The organism is Bacillus sp. AG4(2022) (assembly GCF_031844465.1).
In the GTDB taxonomy this organism is placed as follows: domain Bacteria; phylum Bacillota; class Bacilli; order Bacillales; family Cytobacillaceae; genus Bacillus_AB; species Bacillus_AB infantis.
This window is the reverse complement of the sequence record NZ_JAUZVH010000002.1, coordinates 326,028-345,718: the sequence shown is the minus strand read 5'-3', so window position 1 is coordinate 345,718 and position 19,691 is coordinate 326,028. Positions and strand designations below refer to the sequence as shown.

Annotated in this window: 19 protein-coding genes; 18 read left to right on the top strand and 1 reads right to left on the bottom strand. The window is 35.5% G+C overall.

From position 1 onward, the window contains the following. The first annotated feature begins 35 nt into the window (after positions 1–35). The 4 genes from Q9R36_RS07255 to Q9R36_RS07240 all read left to right on the top strand — a co-directional run bounded on the left by Q9R36_RS07255 (position 36) and on the right by Q9R36_RS07240 (position 2,800). Entirely contained in the window at positions 36–557 is a 522-nt protein-coding gene (locus Q9R36_RS07255; protein ID WP_311224726.1) for a hypothetical protein, read from the top strand. Between the two features lie 15 nt (positions 558–572). Continuing rightward, positions 573–1,004 (top strand): hypothetical protein, encoded by a 432-nt coding sequence (locus Q9R36_RS07250; RefSeq protein WP_311224725.1) that lies wholly within the window; start codon positions 573–575, stop codon positions 1,002–1,004. A gap of 11 nt (positions 1,005–1,015) precedes the next feature. Then, complete coding sequence (locus Q9R36_RS07245; protein ID WP_311224724.1) at positions 1,016–2,023, top strand: tyrosine-type recombinase/integrase; 1,008 nt, start codon at positions 1,016–1,018, stop codon at positions 2,021–2,023. A 153-nt stretch (positions 2,024–2,176) separates the two neighbouring features. Further along, the gene (locus tag Q9R36_RS07240) at positions 2,177–2,800 is read left to right on the top strand and encodes a hypothetical protein (RefSeq protein WP_311224723.1); all 624 of its coding nucleotides are present in this window, start codon (positions 2,177–2,179) and stop codon (positions 2,798–2,800) included. A 215-nt stretch (positions 2,801–3,015) separates the two neighbouring features. Here the strand turns inward: Q9R36_RS07240 and Q9R36_RS07235 are convergent, their stop codons facing one another. Further along, complete coding sequence (locus Q9R36_RS07235) at positions 3,016–3,474, bottom strand: helix-turn-helix domain-containing protein (protein WP_311224722.1); 459 nt, start codon at positions 3,472–3,474, stop codon at positions 3,016–3,018. Positions 3,475–3,628: 154 nt separating this feature from the next. On the opposite strand from Q9R36_RS07235, the gene Q9R36_RS07230 reads away from it, so the two are divergent. The 14 genes from Q9R36_RS07230 to Q9R36_RS07165 all read left to right on the top strand — a co-directional run bounded on the left by Q9R36_RS07230 (position 3,629) and on the right by Q9R36_RS07165 (position 19,685). After that, positions 3,629–3,835 carry a hypothetical protein gene (locus tag Q9R36_RS07230; protein WP_311224721.1) on the top strand — a complete coding sequence of 69 codons (207 nt, stop codon included), beginning with the start codon at positions 3,629–3,631 and terminating at the stop codon, positions 3,833–3,835. Positions 3,836–4,009: 174 nt separating this feature from the next. Then, positions 4,010–5,701, top strand: coding sequence for a DUF4046 domain-containing protein (locus Q9R36_RS07225; protein WP_311224720.1), 1,692 nt, complete (start codon positions 4,010–4,012; stop codon positions 5,699–5,701). 65 nt (positions 5,702–5,766) lie between these two features. Then, positions 5,767–6,153, top strand: a complete 387-nt coding sequence (locus tag Q9R36_RS07220) for a hypothetical protein (RefSeq protein ID WP_311224719.1) — start codon at positions 5,767–5,769, stop codon at positions 6,151–6,153. Between the two features lie 42 nt (positions 6,154–6,195). Then, positions 6,196–12,102 carry a phage tail tape measure protein gene (locus Q9R36_RS07215; RefSeq protein ID WP_311224718.1) on the top strand — a complete coding sequence of 1,969 codons (5,907 nt, stop codon included), beginning with the start codon at positions 6,196–6,198 and terminating at the stop codon, positions 12,100–12,102. A 52-nt stretch (positions 12,103–12,154) separates the two neighbouring features. Further along, a complete protein-coding gene (locus Q9R36_RS07210; protein WP_311224717.1) occupies positions 12,155–13,018 on the top strand; it encodes a hypothetical protein in 864 nt (287 codons plus the stop codon). Positions 13,019–13,030: 12 nt separating this feature from the next. After that, complete coding sequence (locus Q9R36_RS07205; protein WP_311224716.1) at positions 13,031–14,200, top strand: hypothetical protein; 1,170 nt, start codon at positions 13,031–13,033, stop codon at positions 14,198–14,200. Between the two features lie 9 nt (positions 14,201–14,209). After that, the gene (locus tag Q9R36_RS07200) at positions 14,210–14,485 is read left to right on the top strand and encodes a hypothetical protein (protein ID WP_311224715.1); all 276 of its coding nucleotides are present in this window, start codon (positions 14,210–14,212) and stop codon (positions 14,483–14,485) included. A gap of 11 nt (positions 14,486–14,496) precedes the next feature. Next, entirely contained in the window at positions 14,497–15,507 is a 1,011-nt protein-coding gene (locus Q9R36_RS07195) for a glycoside hydrolase family 78 protein (protein WP_311224714.1), read from the top strand. 16 nt (positions 15,508–15,523) lie between these two features. Next, positions 15,524–16,519 carry a hypothetical protein gene (locus Q9R36_RS07190; protein ID WP_311224713.1) on the top strand — a complete coding sequence of 332 codons (996 nt, stop codon included), beginning with the start codon at positions 15,524–15,526 and terminating at the stop codon, positions 16,517–16,519. 16 nt (positions 16,520–16,535) lie between these two features. Beyond that, on the top strand, positions 16,536–18,476 hold the full coding sequence (locus tag Q9R36_RS07185; protein WP_311224712.1) for a hypothetical protein: 1,941 nt from the start codon (positions 16,536–16,538) through the stop codon (positions 18,474–18,476). A gap of 1 nt (position 18,477) precedes the next feature. Beyond that, positions 18,478–18,870, top strand: coding sequence for a hypothetical protein (locus tag Q9R36_RS07180; protein ID WP_311224711.1), 393 nt, complete (start codon positions 18,478–18,480; stop codon positions 18,868–18,870). Continuing rightward, positions 18,870–19,100, top strand: coding sequence for a hypothetical protein (locus tag Q9R36_RS07175; RefSeq protein WP_311224710.1), 231 nt, complete (start codon positions 18,870–18,872; stop codon positions 19,098–19,100). The genes Q9R36_RS07180 and Q9R36_RS07175 overlap by 1 nt, the downstream gene beginning before the upstream one ends. Positions 19,101–19,201: 101 nt before the next feature. Beyond that, positions 19,202–19,543 carry a hypothetical protein gene (locus Q9R36_RS07170; protein WP_311224709.1) on the top strand — a complete coding sequence of 114 codons (342 nt, stop codon included), beginning with the start codon at positions 19,202–19,204 and terminating at the stop codon, positions 19,541–19,543. Position 19,544: 1 nt separating this feature from the next. Continuing rightward, entirely contained in the window at positions 19,545–19,685 is a 141-nt protein-coding gene (locus Q9R36_RS07165; RefSeq protein ID WP_311224708.1) for a hypothetical protein, read from the top strand. Positions 19,686–19,691 lie beyond the last annotated feature (6 nt).

Here is a 19,691-nt window from a genome sequence, read left to right as displayed (position 1 = left end):
CCACTATTTTTTAGGATTAAAAGGAGGATAAATAAATGGCTAAGACTGATATTAAATTTTCTCAGATTAAGAAGAAAGCAAAAGAAATAAATGAAACAGAAGTGTTTGAATTTGAAACTGGTGAGACGCTCACCTTCCACCCTGTGTTCCCACCTCAAATGATTGAAAAAATGCTCGAAGAGATGGCTTCTATGATGAAATCTAAGCCAGAAGAATTAGAGCTTAATGAAAATATGACTCACAAATATGTCCTCTTTATGTGTATTAAGCACTTTACCCACCTTAAAAACCAACTAAAAGCTTCTACACTAATTGGACAACTGAACGAGATTGAGTCTCTTGTTGATTCAGGTTACTTTGAGCAGATTATTGAAGAAGTTTTCCTTCCACAAGAAATCCAAAAAGTATTTGATCAGTTAAGTAAGTTTGGTAGCAATTATCTGTTCCTAGAAAAAATGAATCAAAAAATGATTAATGAAGTTGCAAACTTAGAGTTGAAAAATAAAGAGCTGTTAGCTGGGTTTAATGCAAGAGCAAACAACAAAGTTATTCAATAAGTGAGTTGATATAATTTGACAACATTTAAGAATTTGCAGGATTTAGAGAAGCAGTTTTCAAAATTGAGCAAGAAAGCTATGGATCAAGGTAATGGCGTTAAAAATACAGTCATCGAAGCCGGAAAAAGACACGTTCAGAAAGATGTTTATGATGTGTATACACCTAATCCAAATAACCCTAACTCTTATAAGAGGACATATGAACTAAAGAACAACTGGAAGTCTGAGCCTACTGCAGATGGAATTGCTGTATACAATGATAGGCGTGACGGAAATAGATATGTCGCTGAAATTGTAGAAACCGGAATCGGCTACCAATACGAATTCCCCTATGATGGAAAGGCTCGCCCCTTTACTGAAAATACACGTAAAGAGCTTGATGGCAGTAGTCAATTGAAAGAGGGATTACGTAAGGATTTAAGGAATATAGGACTAGATGTTAAGTAGGAGGTGAAATAATGACAAGCAAGCGTGGTAGAGTATATAACTATATCTTTAACGAAGAAGAATGGAAATTAGTCAATAACGAAAATAAACTAATGATTGAAGATTTCCTTGAAGAGTATCGTCAAAGAAAAATTAAGGACTCCACTCTAAAACAATACTTCAATGACTTAAGAATCGTTATGCTATACATATATAGAAAATTAGGCAATAAAGCCATTACTGAATTGAATAAGAAGGATTTCAGACGCTTTAGTTTGTACCTGTCAGAAGAATTAAAAGTAAGTAATGCTAGAGCAAACAGGTTAATGTCTGCTGTCAGGTCACTTCTCACTTATATTGAAGATGATGATGACTATGAGTATGACAATAATATTGCAAAAAAGGTTAAGGGATTACCTAAAGAAGCAGTAAAAACAAATGAGGATGACTTCTTCCTTTCATTTGATCAAGTAATGAGACTTCGTGAGGAATTAATTAGCCGCAACAAATTACAGGATGCTACCCTTCTTATGCTTATGTTTGATAGTGCTGCAAGAAGAAATGAAGCTTTTCAGATTACTAAGCATGGTCTATTAGATGGCAACAGAACTAATGAGGTTGTTGGTAAACGGGGAAAGAAATATAAGCCTGTCTACTTGAATGATACTAAAGAGTTAATTGGCATGTATCTTGAGCAACGTGGCGAAGACGATATTGATTCACTATGGATTATGGGTAAAGGTGAAAATAAGAAGCCTGTAACTTATGGGGCTTTGTATGATCGTGTCGTTGCAATGAGTAAGATACTCAGTGAAATTGAAGGTAAAACAATTGAATTCTTCCCTCACTCACTGCGTCACTCTAGGATTGAATGCTTGCTTCAAGGACAGGACACAAGGATTCTAGATAAAGAAGGTAAGCCGAAAAAGTTTACTCTTGAAGAGGTTCAGGTATTCGTTAACCATTCTGACCCCAAGACTACGCAGAGCTATGCCAAGGATCACACTAATGAGATTGTTGATAATATGTTCGGTTTTTGAGTAATTGAAATTCAACTTTTATTTGAATCAGTGCAGCTGAGTTTATCGGCTGACTGCTTGAAATTGAAGTAATAAAACCTCCCATTTATCTACAACAAATCTCCTATAATTCTCGAAATATGGTAAAATATAGAGAAGAATGGGGGAGAGGTTTTGGGGACTTTAAGAAATAGTGATCAAAAGGACTATGTAAATGATTTAATAAAAAGTATATATGGGATACTTCTTGATCGAGATAAAGATTTTTCTGTAAATTACTCAGAATGGGTGTTAAAGCTTTTGAAGGATGGGTATCATAACAAAAAGCAAATTGAACTAAATAAAGAAATTCGCCCACTGAAGTTTAAAACTGATGCTGAAAGTGTACGCAAATTTAAAAAACTGAAGCAAAAAAGAAGTAGGCATCTACCAACACTATATCCAAGTAATTTAAAAATTGGGGATATAGTGAATGTTGATTTCGGTTCAGGTTATTGTGACGAATTAGATAGCGACCATTACGGTATTATTTTATCCAATATAGTCGGTAGTATGTATCTAATTGCGCCTCTTACAAGCGTTGAACCAAAAGGTGGAGAAATTTTATATTATGACGACTTAAGATTACCGAGTAAAAACCCTTCGATAGTCAAAAGCTATATACTCTTTAATCAGATTAAATTTGTACATTTCAGAAGGCTTGAAAAAATTGATGGTATAAAGAGTGGTAAAAGAAACGTTGATCCAGTTAGAGTTAAAGAAATTTTAGATAAATTTAATTCCATAATTGCTGAATAATGTAAATTACCTCTTGACGAATAAGGAAATCTGGTTTAACATATACTTATATCAAACATTATCGACTGCGGAGTGGTGGTCGACAACTGAATTACTTACAGAATTCAAACAGAGATCCCTGCCTTTTTGGTGGGGATTTCGCATTTAAAAACACTTTAAAACACACTTCCCTCTTCCCTACTCTGGGTTGAAGGAGTGTGTTTTTTGTTGTGGTTTTATTTTAATTTATCAATTCGGTCACTCAACGCAATGACAAGGTTACTTAACTTCTTCTTTTCTTCATCTGAAACATACTCACTAAATGATACACTCTTTGGTTGACCGTCTTGGTAGAATGTCGGCTTTATTATATCTCTCTCCAGCATTGAACTAAGGAAATTAGCAACTTCTTTCATATTATCATCAGTAAGGTCTGGTATATCCAATTGTATATAATTAGGATTTTCTTCTATTGTGAATAGATCCTCAATAGATACCCCAAGTTCTTTACTTATTGACACCAGTGTATTTATGTCATATCTGGTTTGATTATCAAAACGACTTATTGTAGGTTCCTTGACACCGACTAATCGTGCAAGTTCTTTTTGGCTGCCGATCTTCTCTTTAATCTTTTTGGACTTTAATAATTCCTTTAATTTAGGCTTTGCTATATATCTTGTATGAGTTTCAGCCATACAATCCTCCCTACACATGTGTAATTACTTAATTCAATATTACTTTTGATAAATTTCTTTGTCAATAACTGTTGACTTAATAATTACGTAAGTGTAATATCTAATTAACAACAAGTTACACATATGTAATTACACAATTAGAGGAGGAATATAAATGTTAAATGTTCACGGCACTTTGCAGTTAGACGTTTCCCTGCCTTCCAAGTTTAATGATGAAACATTAGCGTTGATGGATGTTGGTTACAGGACTCACCCAGATTTGATAGTTAGCTATAAAGTTGTGGCAACAGACTGTAATGGTAATGAGATTGAGTTGGATTGTCACAATGGAAAAGTAACACTCGATGAGGTTACTGATTAATAAGGTTGATAAATTGATAGCTGATGAGGCTACATATTGTGGAGTATATGGATTGTTTATAATTTGGCAGGAGTGCAATGGGATAGCTACCCATGAAGAAAGTAGAAGTTCCTCTCCCCTACTCTCTTGCCGATTTTCTTTTGTGGGAGATGAATGATGAGAGGATGATGAGTTTTGCTTGCTCCAAATCAAACGATAGAGACTACTTGGGGAACAAAATCAAAAGTTTATCTTGAAAGTAAAGGATACCAATACACAGGAATAGGAACTCCAATAGTTATAAAAGCAGAAGACCTAACTGAACAAGCTACATTTACAGTTAGCTATATTTGCGATAACGAAGGTTGCGAGGAAGAGTTTCCAATTGCCGTTAGATCAATGTATAGAATGATAAATAAACATGGAACCGTATATTGTAAAAAATGTAGCTATGAGAGAATTTCACTGAACAAGATTAAAAAACATAAAGAATTACATTCTAGTTATGATGAAGTAGAATTATATAAGAAAATACACAATGGAGAATTAAGACAATTTCCTGATGGATTTGTTTTAAATATGGATATTAATCAAGCTAAGAACGTTGTTAATTTCTTGATAGAACTACTTATTGATACCAAAATTATTTCTTCAAGAGAAGAAGCAAAACTGTTCTTATCTCAAAAAAATTTTAAGAAGTATCAATTACAAGGCATGGTTGATCACTTTGGAATTAATAAACTTTTAAATTTGGTATTCAATAATGAGGTGAAACAGTGGGAAATGAATATGGTGGACGATGGATTTTGGCAAGACGATGAGAATGTAAAAGAAGGATTCTATTGGTTCATGAATAAATTAGTTGAAGATGGAACTATTCCTTCATTAGACAACTTGCCCAAAATGTCATATGCAAAGAAACTAAGAGAGTATAAGATTAGTGGAATACTAAAAAGATTTAATAACTCATTTTCTAAACTCGCGAACTTTGTTGATCCAATCAAGTTTAAATTGTGGTTTTTTAATGTGCCATTAAATTACTATAAAGACGAAAAAAACATCAAAGAAATGATGGATTGGTTCATACAAAAGTTACTTGAAGACAAAGTAATTACAGATGAGAATGATTTACCAAAGGTTGCAACTAGAGAATTATTTAAGAAGTATAAACTTGACTCCATGCTAACTCATCGGTTTAAGACCTCTCCCTTTTACGCAATAGATTATTTATACCCAGGCAGATGGAACAGATGGGAGTATAGACATGTACCAAACGATTTCTGGAATGATCCAAACAATTTAAGAGAATCACTTATCTGGTTTGTTGAACAAATAATAAAGGATGGATTAATTAGTGAAGTCAGCGAAATTACCAGCCTTAATATCAGCAAATCATTAAAGAAATATAAATTAGCAACCCTTGATAATAAATATGACATACCATTCATGCTGAGTATGATTTACGGTAAAGATATTAATTATGTAAATTATTCTAATCGAATTAGTGAGATAGATAACACAAAACTTGACTCTATCGAAGAAAAACAAATTCACGACTTATTATTGAAGAACTTTGACAGTGTGATCAAGCCTAGTCAAGGTGACAGATTCCAATTTGTGAACTCTAAGTGCGATGAAATGTATGTCCCAGATTGGATAATTAATAACGACACTATAGTAGAGTACTTTGGATTATTTATGGATGAATCTACCCGTGAATACCAAAAGAGGTATACAGATAAAGCGAAACGGAAGATCGAATTCTTTAACAAGAATAAAGATTACAAGTTTATTGCGTTATTCCCTGAGGACTTGGAAGACAATATGGAAGGACTAATAAAAAAATTAATGAATCATGGATTGAATTGTCGTCTAATAAATAGTTAGACGACTTTTATTTTTGCCTATTATTGCATATAATGGTTTCAAACGCTAATTGAGGTGAGAAACCATTGAAGCTTTATTTAAGTCTTCTATTCGTTTTACTATTAGTTACTGGTTGTGGGCAAAATACTGAAGTAAATACTAAAAATATCAGCAATCAAACATTTGATAAAGGTTCTAACTTTATAAGTTCATTAGAAAAAATTAAAACTGATATTGAGTCTGCAAACAATGTTGAAATCACATCACTCGACAGTCTTAGTGAAATCAAAGCAACTACAAAAGATGAAAATGAAAAACAGTTCATTGAACTTACAGAGCAGCTATTCGTTTTGCAGACAGTTTATTTGGCTGATTTTCAGGATGATGGAAAAGTTAAAAATGAAACAAAAGAAAACTTTGATAAGGTATTAAATAAATTGAATAAGGATTTCGGAGTTCAAATTGGAGAGTGATTAAATCACCCTCCTTTTTTATTTTTAAGGAGGTGGTTTACTTTGTCTAATGATTTAAGAATTCTGGTTACTGCAAGTCTAAATATAAACCAATCAACTCAAGAAATAAACAAAAAAATTCGTGAAATTGAAGGCAAAATTAAACCAATTAAAATTAAGGTAGAGTTAGACCACTCTTCTCTTGCTGGTCTACAAAGCCAACTTTCACAATTTGGTAACATGCAACATCAAGCTGCTGCAAGTACACAACAAACTACATCTCAAATTCAACAAATGACACAAGCTACTAACCAAGCTGCGACAAGCACAGCCTCCTTTGGGCAGCAATTAAATATTGCGCTCTCACGCACAGCTATATGGACTGCGGCTACTACGGCTATATTTGGCACTGTAAAAATGGTAAGGCTAATGACTCAAGAAGTGCTCTTGGTCGACAGTGCCATGACCGAGTTGAAGAGGGTTATGGATGAGGCTCCTGTTACTTTTAATGAATTATTGACTGAGAGTATTCAGTTGTCTAAAGAGTTGGGAAACAATGTTCATGATGTTTTGCAAGCAATTAACGGATTTGCACGGGCTGGAGAATATACTAAGAAACAATTGATGGACTTAGCAAAAACGGCAACCGTAGCTTCTAACGTATCCGATTTGTCTCCAGAAGAAGCTATGAACAACATGATTTCGACTATGAATGTGTACAAAATTCAAGCTGAAGAAACCATGTCAATTATTGATAAAATGAACGAGGTCGATAATAATTTTGCCGTTTCAACAAAGCAGATAAGTGAAGCCATGGCTAAAGCTTCTGGCGTGGCAGCAAGTTTTGGGGTAAGTATTGATGAACTCATTGGCGACATTACAAGTATTTCATCAGTCACCTTTGAGTCAGGTTCAATTATTGGACGGGCTTTGAAAACGATTTATTCTAGGATTACAACCATGAAGCCTGCCGAAAATATCCTCAACTCTATTGGAATCAGTATAAAGAACGCAGCTGGAGATAGTCGAGATGTTTCCGATATACTGTCAGATTTAAGAGTGAAGTGGAGCACTCTTTCAAAATCTCAGCAAGAAAATATTTCCGTAACTCTGGCGGGAAGAGATCAACTCACTAGGTTTATAGCCTTAATGCGAAGTGCAGATATTGCAATTGATGCCACTAACACTGCAATGAATTCTCATGGCAGTGCGATGAAGGAGAACGAAAAGTATCTTCAGTCAATGGCTGCACAATTGAATATCTTGAAGTCAAGTTTCACTGAAATGAGCGTGGCTGTTGGAGCGAACGGTCTCGGTCAATCATTTATGGCAATTGTTAAGTCCCTTACTTTTATGATGAATGGATTTAGTGCTTTTACTGAAACAACTAAGGGTTTAAATATTATCCTTCCACTTGTAGCCCTTTCAATTTATGGGGTTTCAAAAGCATTTATTGCTTTAAAGGCAGCAGCTACTGGAGCAAAACTATCCCTCGGGTGGATTGGTCTCGGAGTCATAGCTCTCGAAGGTTTAGCAACGGCTAGTTTTGGAGCGAGTAAAGCTTACGGTGAATCAGTTGACACATTTATCGAAGCCGCAGAAAAGTCTTCTCAATCTGCCGACAGGTTAGAGGAACTAGCAGCAAAATATGAGGAATTAAAACCTCATGCAGAAAACAATTCAAAAGCTCAGAAAGAACTTTCGAGTGTTCTTGATGAAATCAATAGAATTGCCCCTAACGTAATTGAAAACACAGATAAATATGGTAACTCCTTAACCATCAATAAAGATAAAGTTGACCAATTCGCAAATAGCTTAAGGAAGATGTCTGATGAGCAGTTAAAGAGTGCAACTGCTCAACTAAATATTGACCTTTCTGATGCAAAGAACGAATTAGATTCTCTCAAAGTGAAGATGTCTGAACAAAAAGATGAAATATCAGGCTTCTATGATACTATGATAGCTTATCAAGAGAAGTACAATGTTATTTCTCTTGTCGATGCAGCTAAAGAGTATCAAAAAAGAACTGCTAATTTGAGTGGGAAAGCTTTAAGAGAAGCTGCAGATGAGTATGGTCAATATAATCTCATTATGAACAAGCACAGTTCTGATATGAAAGAGTATTCCAAAACTCTTGATGATGTAAATAATAAAGAAGCACAGGTAGAAGACTTAGAGAAGAGACAAAAGCAAGTTGAATTTCTTACATCAGGTTATCAAAGTTTATCTAAGAGCATACAAGAAACGTTTAACGGTCAATTGGGATCTTCATTGTATAGTGACCTTGACGAAGAACAATTAAAGGCACTTATTAAATTTGGCAATGCCTACAAAAATAACAAAGATAACGTCAGTGAATACACTTCAATTCTACAAGAAGCCTCATTGACCCAAGAGCAAATTACTGCGATAACTGACAGATTGGCTGAAAGTACTTTACAAAGTGCTGAAGGAATGGAAGCATCTGCCGAAGCTGCGGAGTTTGCCTCTTCATCACTTGAAGAATTTAAATCGGCAGCTGAAATGGCAGTGGGTGCTTCCCAAAATAGTATTGATACTACATATGAAATGGCTAAAGTGTATCAACTTCTCTCTAATCAGGAGTCTCTCAGCGAAGCGCAAAAATACGCTCTTGCGGAAGCAACATCATTCCTAAGCTCAACCTACCCTCATCTCATCAAAGGTAGTGAGATGAACATTGATGCGATGCTCAATGAAGCTCGTACAAACAATGTTCTAATTAAAGCTGTTGAAGCTGCTGCAAATGGTCAACTAACAGCGCAACAAGAATCTACCCTTGCATCTGCCCTAAATACTAAAGCCAGAATTGAGAATATTAAGGCTGAAGTTAAAGCACAAAAGAGTTTACTGGATTCATTTGCTTCTATTGGTGATAAGTATACGAAGATGTATGAAGAAGGTAAAATCTCTGCTGACGATTATGCTAGAGCAATGATGCGTGTCGGTGACTTGAGTGGAGAGCCTTTCTATGAGTTGGATAAAGCTACTCAAGAATTAGATAACTTATCAGATAGTATTAATACAACATCACTTGAATTGGCACAGATACCTGCAATTAATGATAAAGTTTCAAGTTCTACAGAGAAAGTTAACAAGACCACAGAGGAATCTGTATATATTACCGACAAGTATAAGCAATCTCTTGAGAGTGTCCGTCTTGAACTAGAAAAACAAGAAGCAATCAAAGCCAAGTTTCCTTCCTACTCTAAGCAATATCAGAATGCACTTAAAAGTGAAATTGCTCTTATGGAGAAGCAAAAGAAACTTATGCAGGATCAGGCTAAATCTCTTAAGTCTCAAATTGACTCAGGTATTGTTAAACAAACAGGCATCATCAAAGGTACTGCTGCTTCATCTTACACAGGTAAATATGCAAATGAAATTAATAAAGCTGCATCTACCTATGGAGTTGACCCTTATCTAATTGCTGCTATGATTCAAGCTGAGTCAAGTTTTAATCCTAATGCTCGTTCGTCTGCTGGTGCTCAAGGTTTAATGCAACTCATGCCTTCTACAGCAAAAAGTTTAGGAGTTAAAAACGCTTATGATCCACTTGATAATATTATGGGTGGAACTAAGTATATTGCTCAACAAATTGAGAAGTTTGGTGGAGATATTAGGAAAGCACTGTGGGCTTACAATGCAGGTGCTGGTAATGTATCCAAAATTCTCAACTCTGGTGCTAATTCATGGAAAGGTGTTAAGTCTTATGCAGATAAGATTTTAGCTCAATTTGGTCAAACAAATGCGGCTATCTCTTCTGCATCCCAATCCGTAGCAGACTATTACCTAAGCAATTTCCGTCAGACATCTCAATTTGGCTCTCAAGAATCTTTCCGTAGTAAACCGCATCAAGGTTTAGATTTATCTGATGGTAAGTCAGGTTCAGTCATCAAGTCCCTTCAGTCCGGTAAAGTTATTACTGCTACCTATTCTAAGTCTGCAGGTAACTGGGTTGTTGTACAGAATGATGACGGTACTGTAGCCAAGTATATGCACATGCTGAAAACTCCTGAAGTTAAAGCAGGTCAAAGGGTTGAAGCAGGTCAGCGTATTGGTCAGGTTGGTAACACAGGAGATTCTAGGGGTGCTCACCTTCACTTACAAATTGAGCAAGATGGTAAAGCAATTGATCCTAAGCAATACCTAGAAAGTTTAAAAATTGGTCAATCTGTCGCTGAACAAATGCAATCCATTGATGGTGCTAAGTCTGATTTAACTTCGCTTCAGGCTGAATTGCTAAACCTTGAAGCTGAAATTGCACAGAAGAATTTTGAACTATTGAAGCTTCCTATAGATATATTTGAGAAGCGTATTCGTGACCAAGACAATAATATCCAGAATACAACTAACTCACTATATAATCTTTCTGAAGGTACTTCTGAGTATGGATTCAAACTCCGTCAATTAATCGCCTACTACAAAGAGAAACAAACTCAGAACGAAAAAGAAATCAATTATATGCGTCAGTTAATTGCATCTGGAAAACTATCTGCTGTTCAGGTTGCAGAAGTAAGTGAACAACTTCAAGGTTTGATTGACCGTAGGTATGAAATTGCACAAGGCAGAGATGAGATTAACGCTCAGATTGTGACTAACGCCCTTCACAAATATGCTAAAGCAATTGAAGATGTAAACTATAACCTTGAATTGTCTAGGAGTATTCAGGAACTTTACGTTGAAGGTTCTGAGAAATACAACGCTGAAACTGTAAATCAATCTAAACTTCTCAGAGAAAAGCAGAAGTTAATTGTCGATGAAATCAATAAGCTTGATGAATTATTAAAGAAACAAGACCTTTCAATTGAATCCAGCGAAGAGTATTCCAACCAACTGAAGCAATTGAAATTGGACTTGCAGAATCTTAATAATGAATTGAATCGTTCCCTTGTTGACCAACTAAGTAAGCTTCGAGATAAGCAAATTGAAGGTATCAATGATTATTACGACACATTAATTGAACGACAAGAGGAAAGGTTAAATCAACTTGATGAGGAAATCGAAAAAGAAGATCGGTTACAGAAACTCAGAGAAATTGATGATGAGATTTCTAAGGTTAAAAATGATAAGCGATTCAGCTATATCACAAGTGAAGGTAAAGAAATCCTCACTTATAACCAAGAAAGAGTATCTGAGTTAGAGAAACAACGCAATGAAATGCTGGAACAGTACCAACGTGAAGACTTGAAAAAGGCAATCAATGATGAAATTGACAGACTGAGGAAAGCTAAAGATGACATTGTTAGGAATGAAGAGGAAAAGTGGAAATCTGTTCTTGAGTCTGCTCAAAATGGTACATTGAATCTAGATTCCTTTATGCAGCAATGGTACGGTATGAACTTAGATGTAATGGGTGATTATGCTACTCAACTGAACTCACAAGTGTCTGTGATTAAGGAAATATTTAAATCACTGGCTAGTATTAAAGTGAGTTTACCGGGAGTCCCGGGGTTAAATGGCTCTGATAATCCATTCGGCATGAGTGAAGCAGATTTTAATAAGTATGTGCAGAATAAGAAAACTTATGAATCTGGTGCAAGTGGTGCTTCTAAGGCAGCTATAGAGAATCAGAAGTTGCGTGAGAAGTATGATGTTGGCACAGATAACTTTAACTATGACCAATTGAAGAAATATCATGACGGTGGAGTTGTTGGTCAATCACATGGTAGTAGGCTTGCTGAGATGGTAAATAGATTAGGTAATCATAAGCTAAAACCCGGAGAATTATTCACTAAGTCATTAGTCGGTGAGGTTCAGATTCCACCTAAGAATTTCAGCAACTTATTTGCCAATATTGGAACTTTGATGAATAGCTTGACTCCTAATGTACCGTCCATCGTGTCTCCTCAAGGTGATACTTATCATATTCACAATGCCACCATTAAAGCTGATAACCCTTCTGAATTGTGGAAAGGTATTCAGATGCAAACAAGAATGAATAGAAAATAATCTAACAGAGAGGGTTAATCCCTCTCTTCTATTTCAAGAAAGGAGAATAAAGTTGACAATACTTGGATTAGATCCTTTCGGTTTAAACGATTTTCAGTCATACTCTTCTCCAGTTCAAAACATGAAAAATGTAGAATTGAAAAATGCAATCTATGATGAAATTCATATCAGAGAAAAGACTGATGGGATTGACAAAACTAACATTAAAGAAGAATGGCAATTAGATACTATGTTGTTGGCTAGATTTCTTGGTGATTTGGAAGCAGGAAATATTAATAACCAAGGCGTACAGATTACTCAATTTGCCATTAAGAGAAGAAAATTAACTGAAACTGGTTATACCACTTTAGGTTATAAGAATTTCGTTAATAATAACCAATTCATATATGAAGACTACACTCAATCTAACGATGAGTATATTTATAGTATAGTTCCTGTTGGCGAAAATGGACTTGAAGGACAGGAAAACTCCATTCAAATTAAGAGTGACTTTACAGGTTGGGCAGTAGTAGATAGAGATTCCAATGAGACATTAATGTTTGATAAATTCATAGGCAGTGCTAATTCAGTGGATACACAATTAAACGAGGGTCGAGTACAACTTGATACGTTATCTCCTTACCCTTCTTTCTTCTATACTCCTCAAAAGTATCACACGTTCAGTTTACAAGGTGTATTTATTCCTGAGGATTGGAGAAGAAGTGGACAACAATATGAACAGATATTAGAACAATTTGTATTCAGCCGTAAGCCTATGCTAGTTAAAGGTGGTAGTGGAGAAGTTTATATTTGTAACGTACATTCCCCTTCTAAGTCAGCTCCTAATAATGTATGGAAAGATCATGATTATATGAACCTTACACTCTCATTTACGGAAGTTATGTCCTACGAAGAATATATTAATATAAATGGTTAGGGGTGGAAAACTGTGATTATAACAAGTAATGCATTCATCAATTCCATGCTCTCCCCTCTCAAAACTTTATACCTTAAGATTGAACTCTATAATTCTAAAATGGAATATATCAAGGATATTACTCAACAAGTCGGGTCAGATATAGGAACACTTGCCATTAATGGAGACTCACCTATCCGCAGGTCATTTTCAATAAATCTGGATAACAGTAAGAGTGAATATTTGTTTGGTGAAGATAAGCTTATTTGGATTGATAAAAGGTTGAAATTGTATATCGGACTTGATTCATATAATCAAAAAATCGAATATGTTCCATTAGGATTATTTGTTCTAACTGAACCTGTATCCACTCATTCAACCAGTGAAATGACTACGGAAATCAATGCAGTTGATAAAGCATACTTCCTTACTGATAAACGTGGAAAGTTTATTAATGAGCAGATTATTCAAACAGGAACAAAGATAACTGATGCTATTCGTCTTATTGCTTCACACGTTGGAGAAACAATGTTCAACTTTGATGTCGTGACAGATACTCTCCCCTATGAATTAACTTATAGTGGTACGGACAATCGTTGGGATGCCATAAAGGAATTAGCATCTATTGCTAAATGTACAATTTATTATGATGTGGACGGATACCTAAGGCTAAAGAAAATTGACCTGAATCAATTTGAAACTGAGCCTATTACATGGGAATACAAATTAGGTCAACGTGAATATGCAGGGTCACAGAGGAAATTTAATGATGGTAATTTATACAATGACATTGTTGTACTTGGTGGTAGTTCAGATACAGCCACAAGCAGCTATCGTTTAACTGTAGACGAGACTAACCCATTGTGGGCAGACCATCCTTATTCTGTACAGAAAATTGGCTACTGTACGTATTTCCATAACAACGGAAACCCTGATCCTATTTTACTGAATGAAGATGACTGTAAGTTCCGGGCTAAGTATGAACTGATGAATCGACTAGGATTTACTGAAGATGTTCAGATGTACGCTACACCTAATTATCTCCATGATGCAGATGATGTAATTTCATTGGAGCATTTGGAGAATGGAATTGAAAAAGATAAATTTGTAATTAGGTCAATTACAATGCCTCTCTCCCCTTCTATCATGACAATGAGTGTAGTTAGATATGAACGTGTAATCGAAAATTGGAATTTCATTTAGGTGATATAAATGAGAAATAATAAACAAGATTATGATGCAATCGTAGAAATTGTGAAGAATACAATCAACTCTCTTGGTCTACAGGTAGGACAATGGCATTTAGGTAAAGTTACTGAAGTTGTCTCTTTGACTAAACTAAAAGTAATTGTTGATGATGGACAGTTTGCTCAAACTGTATCTTGCAATCCCGATATTACATTTGCCGTAGATGATCAAGTTTGGGTAATTTTCATCAATGGTAATCCCAGAGATAAGTTTGTACTATCAAAACGTGCTGTTGAGTAAGGAGGTGTAAAATGGCAATTCAAAAACCATATTCGATTTCCCTAAGAGGAATAACAATTGATGCTAATGTACCGAATGAGGTTACTTGGAAAGTATCTGGTGATGTTCAAACAGCATACAAGGTTGATATTCTATTAAATTCAAACAACAATATTATTTGGACTTCCGGTAAGATTTCAAGTTATTCACTAAAGCATACTATTCCTGCTTCTACCTTGACCAATGGTATCGAATATAAAATTAAGGTAACTATATGGAATCAGGCGAACAATTCCATTACATCTGATGGAGATGTATTTCAGACTTCCAGTACACCTGTTGTGACAGTAAATAATATAGGCACAGTAGCAAGTTTCAACTATAAATTCTCGGCTACATACCAGCAATCTGAAAATGTTCCTTTACGGAGTTACATAGTTAACTTATATGATTCTAAAAAGAATCTAATTGATAAGTCTGATATTAAAACTTCTCTCCCATTGGAACACTTATTCACTAACCTTCAGACTGAAACACAATACTATATTGAATTCCAAGCCACTTCTTCCAAAGGATTAACAGGAACAAGTGGTTTAGTTTTGTTTGATGTATTCTACTACCGTCCTAAGATGAACATCGACCTTTTGGCTAAGAATATTGATAACGCAGGAATAGAAATCAGTTGGTTCGTTCGGCAGATTATTGGGGAGACAAACGGTTCCAGATTTATCAATAATCAAAAAGTTGATACAACAAACGGTACTAGAGTGTGGTTTGATGAAGGGTTTTCTATTTCACAGGATTTCACATTGAAATTATGGTTAGAAACTGTTCCAAGCAAACGAAACCTATTAACAATGTACGGTTCAAACGGGAACATTGCATTGCAATATGATGCTGTTAAAGAAAGGTTTGTATTAACAAAATCTATTGCTAATGGGTATTCTACTTCATGGGCAAGTGAAGAGATTAGCAGCAATTCTTACTATGTCTTCATACAACAAATTGGCAGTAAAATGAATATATCAGCAACAATAAATTAAAGGAAGGAGTAAACATATGGATTTCAATTTCAGAGGTAAATATGACTCCACAAAGAGTTATGCAAAAAAAGATGTAGTGTCTTATCAAGCTAACTCAAATGATCAAGTTAGATTTTACATGTGTTTAACGAATATTGAACCTACGAGTCCACAATCCCCCACTAGTGGAATAGATAACACTTATTGGGGAGTTTTAAGCACCCAGAGTAATTTCCCTAATTCAGTTGATACATTCTTATATCGTAATCCTATCCAAGCTAATGACATGGCAGATATTAATAGGATTAAGGCATTAAAGGAACAGTCAGTCCTCTCCCCTGCTGAACAAACAGAATTAACTAATCTTTTAAATAAGCATAGAGATAAGTTTTTCTTGGCTGAGGATGCGAATGCACTACAGCAATCATTAACGAATATGCAGATGTTTTATAAGGATAATGTGGAAGCAAAGTTGAATGATAATGTTTCCACAATTAATCAGACAAAGGATTCTGCATTAGTAGCAATTGAGAATAAGAAGAATAGCGTTATTGACTACATGGACGGAACAACTGCTGGAGCATTACGGAACGATATTGGTGTAATGGGTGATTTAGGGACTGCTAATAAAAACAGTTTAGTAGAATCCATCAATGAAGTAAGAACTACTGTCCAGAATGACAAAGCAGACTACAAGATGCACACTGGGTATGCTGCAGTCACAGGATCAGCAAATGCCTATATAGCAACCCTGTCACCTGCACTATCTGCTTATGCAGAGGGTATTTCTTTGCGTGTAAAAATCAACGTTACAAATACTGCTGCTTCCACTATAAACGTAAATAGTAGAGGTGCGAAATCAATCCTGAAAGCAAATGGCACTAACGTAAACATCGGTCAACTTAAAGCTGGCTCAGTTTATACGATAGTCTACAACGGCACGGCTTTTATCTTACAGGGTGAAGGGAGTGATCTATCAGACGCTGATATGGCGACTTTTAGAAATTCAATTAATGGAATTTTAAGTTTGTAAGAAAGGAGAGGGAAATATGCCTAGTATTTTAGATTCTTTAGTAACAAATCAAGCTTTTGATACCGAAGGTAACGGAAGTCGTAAATCAGTTCGATTGAGTAATGGATGGATAATTGCGGGAGCAAAATCTACAAATGGTCTTACTCTTTTTATTAGCAAGGATAATGGAATTAATTTCACTACTTTTTACAATTATACATCTGCAGCAGTTACTGATTTTTCACTAGCGACAAACGGAACTTATGTGTACCTAGTATTTAATACGGCGACAAATATATCATTTACTGTGTTAAATAATGCAGGCACATTAATTCAAGGACTAACAAATCTTGAAACGTTAAATTCTCAGACCTCTATTAGTAATGAATCAATAACAATCAATGAAACAGGAACGGAAATACATGCATCATGGATGAGTAAGAATAGTGCATACCCTAATAGCTTTAACATCCGATACGCAAAGGCAACAATTAACACTGATGGAAGCTTAATGTGGGCAACTGTAACTCAACTCACAACCTTTAATACAGCAGGTCAAGATGTCAAAAAGCCAAGCATTGTCACTAGAGGGGATGGAAACCCAGTAATATTTCACGAATACGTTAACGGAAGCGTCAATGAAATCAGAGCATTACAGTTTGACGGCTTAAACTGGAATGTTAGAGGAGTATACAACGGAGGCTCATACTCTCAATCTTCTCCGTCAGCAATATTCGTTCCTCAACACATAAACGGTCTGACAAAGGGACGAATATGGGTTGCTTGGGAAGGCACGTCCTCTACCCTAGCATCATTTAGAATTCGCACATCATACTCTGACGATGGAGGAACTACATGGTCTACTGCTGCAATAATGACGGCTAGTAATGAATGTAGAAAGCCAAGCATCACAGCAAGTAAGAACAACAAGGTGTTTGTACTATATAATACATCTGAGTATGGGATAGATGTAATAGGTAAAAATATATGGACTACTGTGGGATGGGAAGGATCTTCTGTTCTGACGGGAGATAAAAAAGTGTCACCGTCTACCCTAGTTGACTTTACATTGTCAGGCATAACTGTTCCTCTTTTTATTAGCAGACAACAAACCGCAGGAGCTGCTTCCTCTTGGACAGTAGTATTCAATGGCACTTGGAGTCGGATGGATATGAGCGTTCCTACTGGTTACATTGGAAAGAAATTTGAAAAGGACAATTTTCTTTCTTATTCCATTTCAGGTGACATGAGCACCATAACTGAAAAGGTGAACGACATCACTATAGCCACAAAGACACCTACAAGCGGTCAAAATTTGGTAGTTTCACTTACCCAAGCTCAATGGGATGCAATACGATTTGGGGCTTATGCGGATTCAGCAGGTAGGAAAAACACCTTGACTGTTGAGATGGGCGGCGAGAAATGGGAATTCACTTTCAATAAACAACTTGCCTCCTATGCTGAGTTACCCGATATGTTCAAGGCTACTAAGGATGCAAATGAAATATCTTTACCTTTATTAAAGCAAAAGCTGGTCGATAAAGTAGGTGGGTCTATTACCACTCCATTTGAGGATATTATCAAAAATATTAATATTGGTTTACAAAATTATGCTTTCGGGAGCTTATCTTCTCTAAATTACGGAGATTTGATACAGGTAAATAACCTTGCTTTTAGACCTAAACTTGTTCTTCTCATTGGAGTCTTCGGCAGCAATTCATCTGCCTATTCTTACATGATGACCATTACAGAAAGTAATAAATTATTAGGAACAAATATTAATTCTCTTTATCAATATTCTTCTACCAATAGCGATAACTACAATTCAAGTGCTTATGCTGATAGGCTAATAAACGGTACAGGGACTCTCAATCAATATGACGGTCAAATCATAGATAGTGGTTTTAGGTTTTATTCAGGAGCAAGCATACCTAGCTCATCAACAATTAGATGGGCTGCCTTTGGATGGGAGGATTAATATGAATAAAATAGGCAGAAAAATATTTTATGATATAGCTAGTGGGAATGTACTTATAGAAACTGGAGAATGTGAAGGAAATGTAATCCCAACAACTGTTGAACAAGACATTGCTACATATACAACACTATCAGAGCGTAATCGAGAATCTTTTGATGTTGTTGAATTATCATATGGGGATTACGCAGAGGATTTTAAAGAAGGAAAATTAATAGGTGTAGATTTAGAAAATAAGACCCCTATGTTCTCATATCCAAATCCTGAAGATCCTGACTCCCCTATCGTACCGCAAAAACCATTAAGCGTAAAAGTTCAGGAGTTAGAAATTGCCCAATCACAAACAAATACTAGCCTATTGGAACTGATGGAACTAGTATTATTAGGAGGAAATTAATGGTCATTATTCCCCTTTTGACAAAACAATATGCAGTATGTGTCTATGTATACGGAACAAGGAAGTTTGAAACTGTTGTTGCAGATTATCATGAGCCTGTTAAGAAATATGCCGCAGCTAATTATACTCTTGAACAAATTGATAATGCATTGGTTAAAGGTTATATTACTGAATCTGAACATATCGACACAATGAAATATGTGAATCAAGAAGAATCACCTGCTGAGTAAGGTGTATTTTTTTTTGATTTAAAACAGTACTTTTATTAGAAAAATATTTACGGATAAGCGAGCATGAGTGAGCATTCGGGAGAAAAACGGAGGTAGTCTTTTTGGACTTACCTCTTTTTATTGCTTCTAACATTCTTCTCTTGGAAGGCGGTGAATTAATGGGTACAAAAGGTAGTGGATATATAGGGAGTCCTGATATTCTAACTAGCAATCAGAACATGCAAATCATCCCCTTTCCTCCTTCTAGTTGGAGCATTAAGTATAACCTTTATAAATTCTCATTTTTTAATCCCGATGAACCTTGTAGAGTTAAGATTAACGAAGGTGAGCCAATTTACATTGCACCGGGAATGGGATTCAACTCTAATGAGATAGACTCCCCTATTTGGTCATTTGTAGTGGTTGATGAGGGAATTAAGTTTTATTGGATAGGGGCTTATTAAAATGTTAAATAATAATTCTTTTTACGTCAATGTCAGGGGCAAAGGTAAAAGTGAAACTGTAATCAACTTTGACCCTACAAAGGTTGCAATTCAAAATACTAAACCTGAAGCTAATAAGTTTTGGATAGATACCTCTAAGTAAAATTTG